General features: G+C 34.3%; 21 protein-coding genes. 1 reads left to right on the forward strand and 20 read right to left on the reverse strand.

Going from position 1 to position 16656, the window contains the following annotated elements; genetic code table 11:
• Window position 1 precedes the first annotated feature (1 nt).
• The 19 genes from CSUIS_RS07055 to mqnP all read right to left on the reverse strand — a co-directional run bounded on the left by CSUIS_RS07055 (window position 2) and on the right by mqnP (window position 13283).
• Window positions 2–988, reverse strand: a complete 987-nt coding sequence (locus CSUIS_RS07055) for a beta-ketoacyl-ACP synthase III (protein WP_086242472.1) — start codon at window positions 986–988, stop codon at window positions 2–4.
• Window positions 985–1977 (reverse strand): phosphate acyltransferase PlsX, encoded by a 993-nt coding sequence (plsX, locus tag CSUIS_RS07060; protein WP_086298224.1) that lies wholly within the window; start codon window positions 1975–1977, stop codon window positions 985–987. Before plsX ends, CSUIS_RS07055 begins: the two co-directional genes overlap by 4 nt.
• A gap of 8 nt (window positions 1978–1985) precedes the next feature.
• On the reverse strand, window positions 1986–2132 hold the full coding sequence (gene rpmF, locus CSUIS_RS07065; RefSeq protein ID WP_086225358.1) for a 50S ribosomal protein L32: 147 nt from the start codon (window positions 2130–2132) through the stop codon (window positions 1986–1988).
• A gap of 1 nt (window position 2133) precedes the next feature.
• Entirely contained in the window at window positions 2134–2499 is a 366-nt protein-coding gene (locus CSUIS_RS07070) for a DUF177 domain-containing protein (RefSeq protein ID WP_086237395.1), read from the reverse strand.
• 9 nt (window positions 2500–2508) lie between these two features.
• Window positions 2509–2922, reverse strand: coding sequence for a nucleoside-diphosphate kinase (gene ndk / locus CSUIS_RS07075; RefSeq protein WP_086237394.1), 414 nt, complete (start codon window positions 2920–2922; stop codon window positions 2509–2511).
• An 88-nt stretch (window positions 2923–3010) separates the two neighbouring features.
• Window positions 3011–3295, reverse strand: coding sequence for a DUF362 domain-containing protein (locus tag CSUIS_RS07080; RefSeq protein WP_086237393.1), 285 nt, complete (start codon window positions 3293–3295; stop codon window positions 3011–3013).
• An 87-nt stretch (window positions 3296–3382) separates the two neighbouring features.
• A complete protein-coding gene (gene motB, locus CSUIS_RS07085) occupies window positions 3383–4099 on the reverse strand; it encodes a flagellar motor protein MotB (protein ID WP_086237392.1) in 717 nt (238 codons plus the stop codon).
• Between the two features lie 8 nt (window positions 4100–4107).
• A complete protein-coding gene (gene motA, locus CSUIS_RS07090) occupies window positions 4108–4878 on the reverse strand; it encodes a flagellar motor stator protein MotA (RefSeq protein ID WP_086293132.1) in 771 nt (256 codons plus the stop codon).
• Between the two features lie 69 nt (window positions 4879–4947).
• Window positions 4948–7572 (reverse strand): DNA polymerase I, encoded by a 2625-nt coding sequence (gene polA, locus CSUIS_RS07095; protein WP_086298227.1) that lies wholly within the window; start codon window positions 7570–7572, stop codon window positions 4948–4950.
• Window positions 7550–7879 (reverse strand): hypothetical protein, encoded by a 330-nt coding sequence (locus CSUIS_RS07100; RefSeq protein ID WP_086298228.1) that lies wholly within the window; start codon window positions 7877–7879, stop codon window positions 7550–7552. The genes polA and CSUIS_RS07100 overlap by 23 nt, the downstream gene beginning before the upstream one ends.
• Window positions 7880–8536, reverse strand: coding sequence for a 16S rRNA (uracil(1498)-N(3))-methyltransferase (locus CSUIS_RS07105; protein ID WP_086298230.1), 657 nt, complete (start codon window positions 8534–8536; stop codon window positions 7880–7882).
• Complete coding sequence (locus CSUIS_RS07110) at window positions 8533–8940, reverse strand: hypothetical protein (protein WP_086242468.1); 408 nt, start codon at window positions 8938–8940, stop codon at window positions 8533–8535. The genes CSUIS_RS07105 and CSUIS_RS07110 overlap by 4 nt, the downstream gene beginning before the upstream one ends.
• Window positions 8937–9116, reverse strand: coding sequence for a hypothetical protein (locus tag CSUIS_RS07115; protein WP_086237386.1), 180 nt, complete (start codon window positions 9114–9116; stop codon window positions 8937–8939). Before CSUIS_RS07115 ends, CSUIS_RS07110 begins: the two co-directional genes overlap by 4 nt.
• Entirely contained in the window at window positions 9116–9697 is a 582-nt protein-coding gene (locus tag CSUIS_RS07120; protein WP_086298232.1) for a 6-pyruvoyl trahydropterin synthase family protein, read from the reverse strand. Before CSUIS_RS07120 ends, CSUIS_RS07115 begins: the two co-directional genes overlap by 1 nt.
• A gap of 3 nt (window positions 9698–9700) precedes the next feature.
• Window positions 9701–10426, reverse strand: a complete 726-nt coding sequence (locus CSUIS_RS07125) for a 7-carboxy-7-deazaguanine synthase QueE (protein WP_086237384.1) — start codon at window positions 10424–10426, stop codon at window positions 9701–9703.
• 2 nt (window positions 10427–10428) lie between these two features.
• Window positions 10429–11400 (reverse strand): GTP 3',8-cyclase MoaA, encoded by a 972-nt coding sequence (moaA, locus tag CSUIS_RS07130; protein ID WP_086293138.1) that lies wholly within the window; start codon window positions 11398–11400, stop codon window positions 10429–10431.
• Window positions 11400–11924: a DUF6115 domain-containing protein gene (locus CSUIS_RS07135; RefSeq protein WP_086237382.1), complete on the reverse strand. Its 525-nt coding sequence runs from the start codon at window positions 11922–11924 to the stop codon at window positions 11400–11402. The genes moaA and CSUIS_RS07135 overlap by 1 nt, the downstream gene beginning before the upstream one ends.
• On the reverse strand, window positions 11914–12420 hold the full coding sequence (locus CSUIS_RS07140) for a hypothetical protein (protein ID WP_086237381.1): 507 nt from the start codon (window positions 12418–12420) through the stop codon (window positions 11914–11916). Before CSUIS_RS07140 ends, CSUIS_RS07135 begins: the two co-directional genes overlap by 11 nt.
• Complete coding sequence (gene mqnP / locus CSUIS_RS07145; protein WP_086298234.1) at window positions 12414–13283, reverse strand: menaquinone biosynthesis prenyltransferase MqnP; 870 nt, start codon at window positions 13281–13283, stop codon at window positions 12414–12416. The genes CSUIS_RS07140 and mqnP overlap by 7 nt, the downstream gene beginning before the upstream one ends.
• A gap of 121 nt (window positions 13284–13404) precedes the next feature.
• Here mqnP and miaA point away from each other — a divergent pair, with 121 nt between their 5' ends.
• Window positions 13405–14286 (forward strand): tRNA (adenosine(37)-N6)-dimethylallyltransferase MiaA, encoded by an 882-nt coding sequence (miaA, locus tag CSUIS_RS07150; RefSeq protein WP_086298236.1) that lies wholly within the window; start codon window positions 13405–13407, stop codon window positions 14284–14286.
• Here the strand turns inward: miaA and CSUIS_RS07155 are convergent.
• Window positions 14269–16644 carry a tetratricopeptide repeat protein gene (locus CSUIS_RS07155; RefSeq protein WP_086298238.1) on the reverse strand — a complete coding sequence of 792 codons (2376 nt, stop codon included), beginning with the start codon at window positions 16642–16644 and terminating at the stop codon, window positions 14269–14271. The genes miaA and CSUIS_RS07155 overlap by 18 nt on opposite strands.
• Window positions 16645–16656 lie beyond the last annotated feature (12 nt).

Below are 16656 nucleotides of genomic sequence, written 5' to 3' on the forward strand. Positions count from 1 at the left end.
ATTACTCTCCACCAAAATGAAGTAACGCTGAACCCCAAGTAAATCCACCACCAAAAGCATCAAGCAGCATTAATGAACCATTTTTTAATCTACCGCTCTCATAGGCCTCATTCATCGCCATAGGTATAGAAGCCGAGCTTGTATTGCCATATTTTTGCACAGTTACAACGCACTTAGAATCACTAAAATTTAACCTTTGCTTCACAGCTTCTATTATCCTTAAATTTGCTTGATGAGGAATAAAAAGATCAACTCTATCAGGGGAAATTTGATTTTTTTCTAAAATATCAACTACATCTTTTGTTAGGGTATTTACGGCAATTTTAAAGACATCATTGCCAGACATTTTCATAAAATTTAATTTATTATCAATAGTATGGCTATTTGCTGGATTTACTATAGCACACCCAGGAGTTATAAGCAGATCTCCCTTACTCCCATCGCTAGAGGTATGAACATCAATAATTGGATTAATGTTAGAAGCACTTATCACAGCAGCCCCCGCACCATCGCCAAACAATATACAAATACTCCTATCGCTCCAATCCATAATAGTGCTAGTCTTTTCAGCACCTACTATTAAAATATTTTTCTTTGCGCCGCTTTCTATCATGGATTTAGCAAGGTCTAAAAGATAGATAAAGCCCGTACAAGCCGCACTTATATCAAATGCGGTTATATCTTTTAATCCAAGCTTATTAGCAATCACACACGCAGTAGATGGCATACAAAAATAATCTGGAGTAATAGTAGCACAAACAATAGCATCAATATCACTTTTATCCAAATTTGAACGCTCCAAAGCTTGTAAAGCTGCTTTATAGCCAAGATCGCTTGTAAATTCATCCTTAGCAATTCGTCGCTCTTGGATACCGGTGCGTTTTCTAATCCACTCATCGCTAGTATCTACCATCTTTTCTAGATCGAAATTTGTAAGAATATTCTCAGGAGCATAAGCTCCAATAGATATTAATGAAGCTTTAATCATTTTTCAAACTTTGTAAGCTCATCTAAAATTACCTTATTTATATTTGATTCTGAGAATTTTAGGGCTTGAAAAATTGCATTTTTTATGGCTTTTGGGTTAGATTTGCCATGACTTATAATCACACACTCCTTAACCCCCAAAAGTGGTGCACCACCATATTCATCATAATCAATCTGATTTTTAAGCCTTTTAAAAACGCCCTTCATAAGCGTCGCACCAAAAATAGCAAGTAGCGACTTTTTGATATTCTGCTTAATAATTTTAGTAATCGCACTAGCTACGCCTTCGCTAGTTTTTAATAGTATATTACCGACAAAACCATCACATATAATAACATCAACACTCCCATCAAAAATTTGATTACCCTCTACATTTCCGATGAAACTATCGAGTTTTTTAAGCATATCAAATGCCTCTTTTGTGATCTCATTTCCTTTACAATCCTCTTCGCCATTACTAAGTAGGCCTATTTTGGGATTATTGATTTTCATAATCTCCTTAGCATAAGCATAACCCATAATAGCAAATTCAAATAAATTTTCCGCCTTGCAATCTACATTTGCGCCCACATCTAAAACAAGAGTTTTTTTATTAGTTTGTGTTGTAGGCATTAAAGTAGCAATAGCAGGCCTGCTAATACCTTTAAGCCTTCCTATACGCAAAGTAGCTAAGCTCATACTAGCACCACTATGACCAGCAGATACAACGGCTTTGCACTCACTATTTCGCACTAACTCAACGGCCTTATATATGCTACTATCTTTGCGTTTTAGCACATCAGTTGCACTCTCATCCATAGCAAAGATTTCACTAGATTGAATAAAGGTTATAAATTTCAAATACTTCTGTGGTATAAGGGATCTTAGCTTAGCTTCATCTCCAACTAAATAAGCTTGAAATTCTCTTAGCTTTAAAGCCTCAATCACTCCAGCTATAATCGGCTCAGCACCAAAATCCCCGCCCATAGCGTCAATTGCTATTTTTGTCATTATCTATATTAATACTCGCCAGTTGTTCTATTTACACGATGAGGCATTTTCCAGCTGCCATCTTTGTCTTTTACAGGCATAGGTAATGTAACTTTATAGTGAGTTCTGCGTTTTGCTGCTCTAGTATGACTCACTCTACGCTTAGGTACTGCCATTTTACTCTCCTTCTAAAATTTTACAATTATCACAATAAAAATAGTCGCTTTTAAAGGCTTCTAACTCACTAATTAAAATTTCATCAGTATCAATCTGTCCGTCGTAAAATTCAATAGTATTGCTTAGTTCATTATCAATATCTTTATATATGCCATCGCTTAAATTTAGGTTTAACTCTTCATCTAAATTTAAAACTATATCAGCTCCACAACGATCGCAAATATGCTCTAATTTACCACTGAGTTTTCCGCTACATTTAGCCAAATTTAGGGAAGATTTTTTGATACTTCCACTAAATTCAACCATATCAATACTGCTTTGAAAATTAACAGGTGTATTGCTTAGCCTATCAAAGCGAATTTTCAATATTAAACCTTAAAGGATCTCTGTATTAGCAAAGAAAAACGCAATTTCGATTTTAGCATTTTCTAAGCTATCGCTACCATGAACTGCATTTGCATCAATGCTATCTGCAAAATCAGCTCTAATAGTCCCAGGTGCAGCCTCTTTAGGGTTTGTAGCACCCATTAATTCCCTATTTTTAAGCACTGCATTTTCGCCCTCAAGCACCATTACAACTACTGGACCACTAGTCATAAACTCAACTAAGTCATTATAAAATGGTCTGCTAGCATGCACTTCATAAAATTTTTTAGCGTTTTCTACGCTTAATTGCAGTTTTTTAACTGCTGCGATTCTAAGCCCATTGCTTTCGAATCTATCTATAATTTTACCTATTACACCCTTTTTGGTTGCGTCAGGCTTGATTATCGATAGAGTTTTTTCCATATAGATCTCCTACAATAAGGTTTTTTAAAAGCGTGATTATATCAAAACTAAACTTAAAAAAATAGTAATCTTTATAATTTAAATTAAATTAAGCTACTACCGCGTTTGTGCCATCTCTTAACTCTTCGCCGATATCACTTCTGCTTGGCTGTCCTGAAACCACCCCGCTCCACACGATACAACCATCAGTTGGACAGGCGTTTGCACAGGCTGGCTCATCATTATGACCTACACACTCAACGCATTTATCAGCATATACATAATACGCATCTTCGCCAGTTGGGTTATCTGCATCATCTACAATTGCACCTACTGGGCACTCATCAATACAAGAACCACAACTAATACAAATATCAGTAATTTTTACCGCCATCTTACTCTCCTTAAATTTAAATAGATCTGGGCGGTAGGTTATCAAATTTAAACTTATATATAACTTAATATGAAATGATAATGATTATTACTTAAGCTCACTAAGTATATCTAAAACTGATTTTTGCAAAGCCTTATCTTTAACATCTATTTTAAAATATATTTTAGCAATTTTTAAATCACTATTTATTATATTTACACTATCTCCAAATGATGTAATTCTCATTCTCTTGCTCTCCACACCACCATTTGCAAGCATTGTAAATACGCTATAAGCACGCTCGATTCCTAGCCTATAATCAGTCTCATAATCGCCAAAATCATCAGCATATCCTCTAATATCCACCACTACCGATTCTGGAATTTTATTAATAATCATAGCTACAATATTGATAAAGTTTATCATATCTGGATTATAAATTTTGGAGCTTTGGTAATCAAATTTAATACTCGCTGGCAAATCAATTGCCACTTGATTTTCAGCTTGATCTAGCGTAACTTTATATCTTTCATTATTTAAATTTACATTTACAGATGTTTGATTTTGCGCCTGCACCGCTATACTAGGGCTATCAAACTCCTTGCTGCTATTTGATGTTTTGCTGCTTTCTTTAAGAGATTTGGTATCTGGAAATTCAAATATCTTTATAAACTCTGTTTTAAGTGCTTCAACCTTAGCCTTATTCACCGCTGAAATCGCATAAAGTGCGATGAAAAGAGCCAAAAGCAAAGAGAGAAAATCTGCATAAGGCACAGCCCACTTCTCACCTGCTGGACACTCTGGACATTTTTTCTTCTTCGCCATATTTTACCTTAATTAAATTGTGAATTTCTTGGTTCGTTTTTGTCTAAAAAGTTAAATAATTTTGCCTCTAAGCTCCTTGGATTTGCCCCTTCAGCAATGCCTACTAACGCTTCTAAAATCATAACTTTTTCTTTTACTATATCCTTTGCATTTCCCATTATCTTCATTCCCCAAGGCCCAAAAAATGCGTATGCCCCCATAATTCCCGTAACGGTCGCTGTAAATGCCCCAGCGATACCAGCTGCCATAGCTGCAGGATTATCTAATAATTGAAGTGCAAGCATAAGCCCCATAACCGCACCAACTAGCCCAAATGTCGGACAACTCTCACCTGTGCGTATCCAAAAGTGCCCACACTCATGATAATACTCCTCAGTTGTCTCAATAGATAGCTCCAAATGCTCCTTAACCTCATCAATAGGCTGACCATCTACTAGCATGCTAAGACCGGTTTTTAAAAATTCATCATCTATTGTAGCAGCTTTTTGCTCTAGTGAGAGAATTCCATTTTTCCTAGCTAAAGTGCTATACTCCACAAGCTCAGTAATCCTAGCACCCATATCCACTCCAGAGCCTTTAAAAGCAACTTTAAGCTCCTTAAAAGCTGCTTTGATATATTTCTTATTTGTTGCAGTCATAGCTGAGAATAGAGCCGTAGGAATAACGATAAGAACAGAACTAATATGTAAAACATGTAAAGGATTGCCACCTTCTAAAATATCGCCCACAGATATACTCGTAATAGCAAGCACCATTCCTAAAATAGTAGAAAGATCCATAAAAACCCCATTTAAAAAAAATATTAAATTATTACATAAAGTAACCAAAATTTAACTGAATTTGGCAAATTATTTAAGTTCGCCCCAGTTTTTAGCCGCATTATAATTTACCACCAAAGGCACATTTAAGCTAACTATACTACTCATAATATTTGCCACCTTGGCGCTAAATTCATCTACATTTTCATCTTTAACCTCAAAGATTAACTCATCATGAATTTGTAAAAGCAACTTCTCTTCATTTAAAACTTCCATAATTTTTAGCATTGCAAGCTTGATAATATCAGCCGCACTGCCTTGAAATTTAGTATTCACAGCCTCCCTTTCATACATTGCAAGCTGCATGGCCGAAGCACTAGAGAAGTCAAAATACCTTCTTCTGCCAAGCAAGGTTTGGACAAATCCATCGCTTTTGGCTTGATCTTTAATACTTTGTAAATAATCCTTAACACTACTAAAAGCTTCAAAATATCTAGCGATATACTCCTTAGCAGCCTTTTTATCTATACCTAAATCACCACTTAATTTATTAACCCCCATTCCATAAATCAAACCAAAATTTATGGATTTTGCGATACTTCGGTTTGTATCATTTAACTCGCCAAATATATTGATTGCTGATTGGGCGTGTATATCCTTGCCACTTTTAAAAGCCGATATTAAGGCACTATCACCACTAAAATGAGCCAAAAGTCTAAGCTCGATTTGAGAGTAATCCAAGCTTAAAAGAGTATATCCATCTGCTGCTTCAAAAACAGATCTAAATAGCTTAGCGTAATTTCCACGAGCGGGGATATTTTGTAAATTTGGATTTTTACTAGCTAGGCGTCCAGTGGCTGTGCCAGTGTGGATAAAACTAGTATAAACCCTGCTATTTTCATCATTTAAGGCTAAATTTAAAATAGGCTCACAATATGTGCTTTGGAGCTTATAAAGCTCTCTGTATTCTAAAATTTTAGCTATAGATGGGTGAGCGTCAATAAGCTCTTTAAGCACGCTTTCATCGGTGCTATATCCTGTTTTGGTACTTTTTTTACTTGGGAGTTTTAACTCATTAAATAGCACTTCGCCAAGTTGCTTTGTGGAGTTGATATTAAATTTCATCTCACAAAGCTTATAAATTTCGCTTTTAATCATATCAAGCGTGATCTCATTTTGGTTTATTAAATCCCTTAATTTTGCTCTATTTATGGCTATGCCGTTATCTTCCATATCAAGCAAGGTCAGGATAAATTTAAACTCCACATCATAAGCAATTTTTAGCATATCGCTGCTTAGTTTTTTACTAAGCGTTTTGTAAAATTTCAAAGTTATCCAAGCATCTTCAGCCGCATATTTTGCCGCACTCTCTAGCTCCACACTAGCAAAATTATCTCCCTTTTTTACCACATTTTCAAATTTAATCGTATCATAATCATAAAGCGTTTTAGCTAAAGTATCCATACCCACACTAGCTACAGGATTATCTAACCACGCCATTATCATCGTATCAGCATAATTTTTTGGCGGATTTAAGTTAAAATTATTTAATACAATTTTAAAATCATATTTTAGATTATGGCCTATCACAAAGGCTGAATAAATCCGCTTTATAGCCCACAAAGCCGCCTTGTGACTTACCATATTTGGGACACCTAAGTAGCTATGGTTTATAGGGACATAATAGCTCTTTTGCTCATTAAAGCAAAAGCTAAATCCAACTATCTTAGCCTCCCTTGCATTTACGCTAGTTGTCTCAGTATCAAATGCGATAATGGTATCACCATCGATATTTTGTAAAATTTCTTCAAGCTTACTCTCATCAGTTATCAAAATAGGCTCAAAGCTTAAATTTTTTTGCGTATTATCAATATCAAGAGTGGCTAAAAGCCTATTTAGCGAATACTCTTTTAATATATCTTGGATTTTAATTAGCGGATTATCTGCTGGGAATTTGGCATTTTGTAAATTTGGAGTCTCAAGGCCATCGTATAAGGTGGCTAATTTTTTAGATATAATGGCATTTTCCTTGCCCTCAAATAGCAAATTTTTAGTTCTTTCATTGCGGACTTGATTTAAATTTTCATATAAATTCTCAATATTACCAAACTCATCTAAGAGCTTTTTAGCCCCCTTATCGCCAATGCCCTTAACCCCTGGGATATTATCAGCACTATCTCCTGTAAGAGCTAAGAAATCACGAATTTGCTCTGGATACACGCCATATTTCTCATAGCAACCATCTCTATCATATAGCTCCTTTTTAGCTGGGCTATATATGCTTACTCTATTATTAATTAGCTGATATAGATCCTTATCATGAGTTACAACTTTGATAAATAGATCTTCTTGTGGGTTATTTTTGATAAAGCTTGCTATTATATCATCAGCCTCATATCCTTCAACCCTTAAGCTACACAATCCCATCTTTTCGATCATATCAATACAGATTGGTAGCTGCTCTTTAAGCTCCTTTGGTGCTTCTGTGCGGTTGGCTTTGTAGTTTGGATCTATATCATTTCTAAAGGTCTTCCCACCGCTATCAAGGGCAAAAACTATATAATCACTATGAAATTCCTGCTTTAAATTTGCTATGAAATTAGCAAATCCATGCACCATTCCACTTGGTTTGCCATCTGCGTTTTTTAGCCCACTCATCGCATAATAAAGACGAAAAAAAAATCCAAAAGTATCAATTATCGTCAGAGTCTTCACGCTTTCTCCTAAATTTATCACAAATTTTACAAATTCCAAATCTTTGAGCCATATTTCTAAATCCAATTAGAATAAAAATACCAATATAAATTCCGCCAAAATCCTCTAAAAATCCAACCACAAGCCCCCAAAATCCAATATCATTAGATCTTGTAGATAGTAGATAGATACTAAAAATAGTCGCACAAACTAAAAATATCCACTTTTTCCACCTTTGTATATCATAAAAAAACCCGATTATAAAGCCTAGTAAAGCACAGATAATGGCACGCACTAAACTAATTATTAATACTATTATAATTTCCATTTATATTAAAAACCTACTTGCAACGCTAACAATAGCGGTATTTGAGCGAAGAATATATGGAGAATTTAATGCGAATTTCATAGTTATTTTCTCCCTTTCGCTTTGGCTAAATCCACCCTCAGGCCCTACAAAAAGCATATAATCCATCTTATAATTATCTAAATTTTCCCCACCAAAATCAATCAACGCAATATCTTTTTTATAACTCAAAAGCTCATCAACGCTATGAAAAATTGAAATTTCCATCAAATAGTTTCTACCGCACTGCTGTGAGCTACTGATTAAAATCCGCTCAAATCGCTCCAAATTTAACTTAATATTTCTTTGAGAAAACTCACAATATACTAAATTCAATCGCCCCACACCTAGCTCATTTAAGCTTGGCAAACTCTTTTCTATCACGCTACTATCGACAACAGCCCAGGCTAGTTCAAATTTATGCTCCATAGGCAAAATAAGAGATTTAAAAATCAGCAAGAGAGTAGCCACATGCCTATCTATAGTAGAAATTTCATAGATATAGCTATAGCCATCTTTTAAATTTCTAACATCAACTCTCTTGCCCTCGCTCAATCTAAGAGCCTTTAAATGGCTAAATCCATCGCCATCAATCTTAAGATTTTCGCTCCCAGCACCCTTGTGATAGATAAATTTCATAGCACAATCCCAATATAAGTTCCAAAGCTAACAATTACTATCTCGCAAACTATTTTAATAGCCATAAATCTCTTAAATTTACCAAATTCCTTGCTTATCCTAACTGCTTTTAATCTCCTAAATCCAATCGCCCCAAGTGGAATGAGCGCTATCCAGCAGATAATCATTATCCAAATTGATAAGCTCATAGAAAAGTGTAAAAATGCCAAATTAAGCATACCTGTAAAAAATATAGACGCCATAAATAGATAGTATGTGGGTAAAAAATACATAAGCCGCTTAATATAGCTAAATTTAGTCGTATCGCCGATAAATACAAGCCCAAAATGAAGCACCAATAGCCCCAAAAGTATCTTGATAAATCCAAGATGCAAGCTAATGCTCATATCATATGTCTCTATCATTCTACCACCGGCATAGGGGGGAAATCACTATCTATACTTGCGTTGCCATCGCTTTTGGCTATTGGGACATCTGGTGGCGGGATCTCTATTGCGTTATTTGAATTCTCTTTTACCTCTTTTTTGTCACAACCATAAAAACTAAAAATTATCAAAGATATTAAAGCCAATCTTCTCACTAGCACTCCTTTGGATTTATAAATTTGCTACCATTTTTGAGCTTTTCGTAAAAGTCAAAATCACTCCATTCAGCCTTAATCCCATCGCTAAAGATTATATCATCTAAATTTATTATCCCCATTTTATGGCTATAAGCATCCTCTTTAAAGCATTGTGCGTAGCCTGTAGCGGTCTCATGAACGATAATGCTATATAGCTCCACGCCTTTTTCGCCATTTTGCATTACGCACTGATTAAGCAATCTATCAATAAGCACAAAAAACACACGGCTAAAATGTTCAGCACTTGGATTATAAGGTAGTTCTATCCAACGCTTAGAGTGCCTTTTCATATCATTTTTATACTGAGTATTATCATTAGCATAAAGCGTGGTAGTATGATCAAAGCTATCAATAATCATTCTAATATGCTGCTTCATCAGACCAAAATCATACACCATTCCAGCAGCGTCTAAATAGTCAGATTTAAGCAGTACCTCGCACCTGTAGCTATGGCCGTGGATACTCTCTTTGCACCGCTTGGAGCTGCAAAATCTAACTATATGAGCATTTTCAAAATCATAAATTTTCCTAATTATCATACTCTAAACTCCATCTAAATCATTCCAAATTCTAATATGCAACCTATCGCTATAGTTAAATCCATTTTCTATGGCAAAACTCGCCACACTTTTGGCATTTTGGTTTAATTCATCTTGGTTTTTAGCCAGTGGCATACACCAAACTTCGCCATTTTGAATAGATAAAATATCTTTAATCTCAGCTAAATCCCTAGATGTGCTTACAAATTTATAAAAGCAATCAGCATTATTAAATAGCGATTTTAATGCCTTTTTATTAACCCTTTTGTGTAGTGGCTCACCGCTTATAGATAGCTTTACGCTCACTGCGAAGGTGCATTTTTTATAAATTGGAAATTTAGTAAAATCAATCTCAATCGTGCCATTTGTCTCAAACTGAATGCTAAATCCAACGCTAAAAGCATATTCAAGAAATTTTAGCAGATCTCTATCACTATGGTATAAAAGTGGCTCTCCGCCAGTTATAACGATCAAAGGCTTATGCTTTAGGCTAAAAAGAAGACTACTTAAACGCTCAAAATCAAATTTCTCATAATCAAAATGCGATGATTGCGCTGCTCTAATGGTATCACAACCTAGCAAAATCTCTCCACTCTTAGGCGATATAAGCTTAGAGCCAAAGCCTTGACATTTTAGATTACAACCACCAAGACGGATAAAAAAGGCGTTTTTGCCTTGGAATTTACCCTCTCCTTGAATAGAGTTAAAATACTCGACAACCTCAACCATCTCTAACCACCAGTTTGATAAAATGCCCTACTTGAGATCTCACCTTTGCCATCATTTTCCCATTTATTCTTCTCTGGCTTTGCCTCTAAGACATCTTTTAAAATTTGCTTAGCCTTATCATAATCTCCACTTCTCATAGCCTCTTTTATACTCTTTCCATCTTCATAGTATAAACATGGTATCAAAAGCCCATCAGCACTTAATCTAAGCCTATTACAACTAGCACAAAAATCATGCTTATGCGGATCTATAATGCCAAATTTATACCCATCGCTAGTCTCAAATAGGCTTGATGGGCTATTTGGGCTTTTGGTGATCTCTTTTATGCTATATTTTTTAGATAAAATATCTAAAATATCATCCTTTCTAAGCCCTTTTAAATCACTACTTGCGTGAGTATTTTCCATAAATTCAATATATCTAATTTGTGCGTTTTTACTCCTAGCAAACTCCAAAAGATCTATAATCTCATTATCATTTATCCCTTTAAGCACAACGCTATTTAGCTTTATCCCAAACCCCTCTTTTACAGCCTCATTAATTCCATCTAAAACTTGATTTAAAACATCTTTTCTAGCTATGAAATTTGCCTTTTTCTCATCTAAAGTATCAAGAGAGATATTTAATCTTTTTAATCCAGATTCTCTTAGCACCTTAGCTTTTTGTTTTAGATAGTATCCATTTGTCGTCATTGCTAGATCAAGATCTGGCTTATAATCATTTATCATTTTTACAAATTTCTCTATATCTCTTCTTACTAAAGGCTCTCCGCCAGTTAATCTAATCTTTTTAACTCCATTATCAAGGCAAATTTTAACAAAATCAAACATCTCTTCATAGCTTAAAATATTGCTTCTTCCAATATTATTAAACTCACCATCTTCAGGCATACAATATCTACACTTAAAATTACAAAGCTGGGTTACTGAAATTCGCAAATAATCAATCACTCTGCCAAATTTATCTACTAACATCATATCTCTTTTTTAAATTTCAAAATCATAGTCACCTGCCCTACCCCAAGCTGCAAATCCCTAGCTATGGCCTCTGGAGTCTTACCAGCTCTAAACATCTCAACAACCCTATTTTCATTATTTGCCTCAAAGCTTGGCGGAGTGATCTTGCCTATGCTTTTAGTGCGTTCTTCTAAGCTATAAAGTCTCTCTTGTTGCTCATCTTTTATCTCATTTACGGCTTGTTCTATGATATGGACATTTTGTAAGATTGGGGAGATTTTCTGCGTTAATCCTTCGCTGATTTTTAGCTCAATTTGGCTATTTATCTCATTCATATCTATCTCATTTTGTATAATTGGCCCAGCGGTTGGGATCTCTTTTATCTGCCTTTTTAGCTGATAATTCTCCTTAATAAGCCCCTCTATAGCCAACTCAAATTTAGAAAATTTCGCATTTATCTGCTTATCCCTTAGCCAAAAAATTGCCCCAAAAACGCCTAAAAGCAGTATAAAAGCGATGTAAAGTAATATCTCATTGCTCACTATTTTTTGCCTTTCTTATCTCTAATCTATCACTCTCAGCCACAAAGGCATTCCACTCTTTTTCATTCCCTCTTGATACTTTTAAAATTTTTGCACATTTTGGCGTAACGGCTTTAAAATATATCAAAACTTCACGCTTTATAAATAGTGGTAAATTCACTCTAGCGAAGTAAATCACCCCAACTTCTAAACACTCATCATCAAACTCAAATCCCTCATACCCAATCTTGCTTGTTTGGTGGTGAAATTTAAGTGGCTTTGGTGGATTATGCTGATTTTTAATAATATTTGACAATTCATCTACTTTTTTATAAAGCTCCACAAGCAATTTTATTGTAAGCGGATCGCTATTCTCACCTTCTCCACGCACCTTTTCATGGCTAAGCCACTCATCTATACTACTTCTACTTTGGTTAAATTCAGCCTCGTATCCATACTCTTCATCAGGCTCAAAGCTAATCTCAACTCTCCCATTAATTAATCTAAAATCTACCATAAACTCACCAATACAAAAATAAAAAATATTATCCCCAAATAGCCATTAAGAGTAAAAAATGCCCTATCTATCTTACTAAAATCACGCCTAACAATCCTATGCTCAAAGTATAAAATCACCCCACTTACAACCACGCCTAAAAATGCTATAAATCCAAGATTAGCACTAATTACAAATAGCAACCAAAAAAGTATAGTTAAAAAATGAAAAATCCCACAAATAAACATAGAGGCCTTTGCTCCATAAATGCTAGGAATGCTAAATAATCCCATCTTTTTATCATACTCCATATCTTGAAGTGAGTATAAAATATCAAATCCAGCCACCCAAAATACAACCCCAAATGAGATCAAAAGCGCCCACAAAGGCACTTCAGCCAACACAGTAATCGCCCCAGCAATCGGCGAAAGTCCAAGGCAAACTCCAAGCATAATATGCGCTAAAGCTGAAAATCTCTTAAAATATGAATAAACACCAAGAAGTGCTAAAATCACAAAGCTAAGCCAAAAAGCAAGAGAATTGATAAAATACGCCACAATCACAAAAATAAGAGCATTAATCCAGATAAAAATCAATAAATTCCCACTACCAATTCTACCATCTACGCTTGGGCGAGAGGCGCATCTGGGATTATCTTTATCAATATCTCTATCTAGATATCGGTTTGCTGCCATAGCAAAATTCCTAGCACTCACAGCACACAAAAGACCTAAAATCAATAGCTCCCAGCCAAACCATATTGAGTCATTCGCACTTTTAGATGCCACAATCATCGCTACAAATATAAACGGCAAGGCAAAAATAGAGTGCTTAAACACGATTAATTCATTAATATCTTTTAAAATTTGTATAAATTTTGCCATATTTTTCCTTTTAAGGTTTGTATTTTAGCGAAATTTATCTAAATTTTGATTGATAAAATAGTGATTTTAAGCATATTAGGGCATTGGTTTGGATAAAATATCAAAAATTAAAGAGTGTGAAATGTTTTATCAATTTGCCATCATAGGCACCACCGCAAGTGGTAAAAGCGACCTAGCTATCAATGTAGCACAGAGATTAAATGCGGTGATTTTAAGCCTTGATTCTTTATGTTTATACAAAGAGATAGATATAGCAAGTGCTAAGCCTAAAAAAGATGAATTAGAGCTTATAAGGCACTTTGGGATTGATCTTGTTAGCCCTGATATGGAGTTTTGCGTGGGGGATTTTATCAATGAGTATAATCACGCTTTAGCCTATGCAAAAAGCCAAAATATCCCACTTATCATAACCGGCGGAAGTGGATTTTATCTCAAATCTATGTTAAGTGGCTTAGCACCAAAAATTGAGCCAATAAAGATTGAGATAAGTGATGATGAAATTTGGGATTTGGCAATGAAAATTGATGGGGAATTTTATGCTAAATTTAGCAAAAATGATAAATTTAGACTACGCAAATGGTATCAAATTTACGCTCAAACTAGCAATATTCCATCTCAATGGCTACGCCTTAATACTGGTGAGCCAGTTATTAAAAATTTAACTATTTTTGAGCTTGTATGGGATAAATTTGAGTTAATAGAACGCATAAAAATTCGCACCAAAAATATGCTTAAAAATGGCTTAATAGATGAGGCAAAGGATCTATTTAAACGCTATAATAGTGCGTTAAAACCGCTAAATTCCATAGGTCTTAAAGAGACTAAAGAGTATCTTGATGGAAAAATAGATATAGATGAGCTTAGCAATTTAATCACAATCCACACAACGCAATTAGCCAAACGACAAAGAACTTTTAATAAAAGCTTTAACTCTATAAAAATTGATGGTAAAAATTTAAATTTAGATAATTTTTTAGCTCAAATATCAAATTCCATCAACTAATCTTTTTTGCTCATTACATAGGGCTTTCCACTGACTATCTTGAGCGATATTTAAACACTCATTTATATAGGGGGTAGCGGCTTTTGGGTTGTTTTGCGAGATCTCTATTTGCGCAATTGTATGCAAGGCTCTAGCTCTATTTTGTGGTTTTAAATTTCTATTTAAGAGATCTAAAACCATATTTTTAGCCTCTAATAGCTCCGAGTCCGCCACTAAATTATCAATATATATAAAATTTGCCTCTGGGCTAAATGTATCGATATTTAACTTAGTTTGTAGATCCAAAACTTTTTTTGAGTAGTTTTTAGCTAGTTTATTACCCTTATCATTAGCATAAATCATAGCAGCGTCATAAGCTTCAATCAGCATAATATCAATACCCTTATTATCCTCCACAGCCCTTAATGCCAAGGTGGCTTCATCAAATCTATCTAATTTTAAAAGTGAGTAAAATCTATATATTATAGCCTCGCTTGGATCGCTATATGGCACCTTACTAGCAAGCTCTACAGCCTTAAAACTACTATCTATAGCAGCAATAAATTGAGATAGTTTATAATTAATCTTAGTTAAATTATTTAGCCAAACAACTCTATTATTTAAATTTGGATCATTTATATTTTCATTAGCTAAGTTATAGGCTTGCGTGTATCGTTTTGTTCTATAATAGCAGTTAAATAATTTGAATTTATCTACTATTTGATTCTCTATTTCATACTTATCTACTAAACCAACCACATCTAAACAATCCAAATTTTGGTTATATCTATTTGCTAGATTTAAAGCAGAAGTATTCATCATATCAGTAATATCACTTTGATTTAAATCAACTATTAGGCTATTTAAATTTAAAATATCATTATATCTTTTCTCATCAAAGCTAAGCTTTACTTCTGCGATGAGAGCTATTTTGGCTAGTTCTTGTCCTTGGTATTTATCTAATAATTTATTATAATGCGCATGCTTCTCATCGCTACTCATATCTGGCATATCAAAAAACAGACGATCAAGTGCATACTCTATCTCGCTACTAAATTCATTATCTGGGAATTCTTGCTTATACTTTTGTAAATACTCATATGAGCTTACTGGTTCTACTCCACGCACTAGCGTAGTCCCAAGGCGTCTAAGGCTAATCTCATAATATCCATCATGAAGATGAGAATCATCAAAAACTACTTTATAAATCTTAGCCGCTGTATCAAATAGATTATTCACCCTTAGCTCATCAGCAACCTCCATACTATAGCCCTTATCGTTTATAATATATTTGGGATTTGCCACTACGACCTTGTCTATATACTGGGCTGCTTCAGAAAATCTTTGTTGCGATAGGTAAATTTTAACTAATTTAAATGATGCCTCACTAGCCACATCAACATCATTTGAGCTATATAAAACATCTTCGTAAAATCTCATTGCGTCATTTAATTTGCCACGAGATACTAGATGATCAGCATAGCCTATTATAGCACGATTTGTCCATGTATCATTGCTGTGTTCGGTTATTAAAATATCTAATATATACTCCGCATCATCAAATAGATCGCTACTAAGATTTGCCATCATATTAATATATAAAATTTCTGGATAATTCCTATCTGAGCCATTAAATCTCATCCAAACCTTAGCTAATTCAATTATATTTGAGTTCATCTTTTGTATAGCTTGATACTGGGTTTCTTCTTTGATTAGCTTATCCATAGAGCGAATTTGGTATAATAAAAACTCCCCTAAAAATATACTATCAGGGTGGGATTTCATAGCTTTTTGACTCTCAAATATCACCTCTTTATAATTTTGCCGTTCATAGTTTCTCTTTATCAAAAGATAGATACCCATATCCCCATTTTCATTATAAGTAATTGGCTCTTTATTTAAATCCAACGCACCGACGCTTGGGCGAAGTAAATTTGGATATTTGATAGGAAACTCAATCCCATTAATATAACTTGTATCTAGCTCATTTAACTGCTTATTTATATTGATTGTAAAGTGCTTAGAGCGATTAGATTTATTGGCTTTAGAGTTTTGTGAGTCAAAAAGTCTATTATTAGCATTAAATATTCTAGAAGTGATTTTAGGCTCAATTATTACCACAAATCCATCATCTAAAGGATGAAAGCTAATCTTAGCAAATGGCAAATCTTGGTTTTTTAAATTCTGATTTAATTTAGTAAATACCTTACAACTATATATCTTATTCTCTTCGCTATTACGCTCATCACATATCATCTCCTTATCATCTTGAAGATGTATTATATAGTAGGGATTGCCACTATGCTTTCCACTATTAATGCTAAATGTAAAGGCATTTAAACAAGAGCAAAAAAATATGAAAAAAACTAAATATCTCATAACTTTAATTAT

The sequence above is a fragment of the Campylobacter porcelli genome, from assembly GCF_002139855.1.
Taxonomy (GTDB): Bacteria; Campylobacterota; Campylobacteria; order Campylobacterales; family Campylobacteraceae; genus Campylobacter; species Campylobacter porcelli.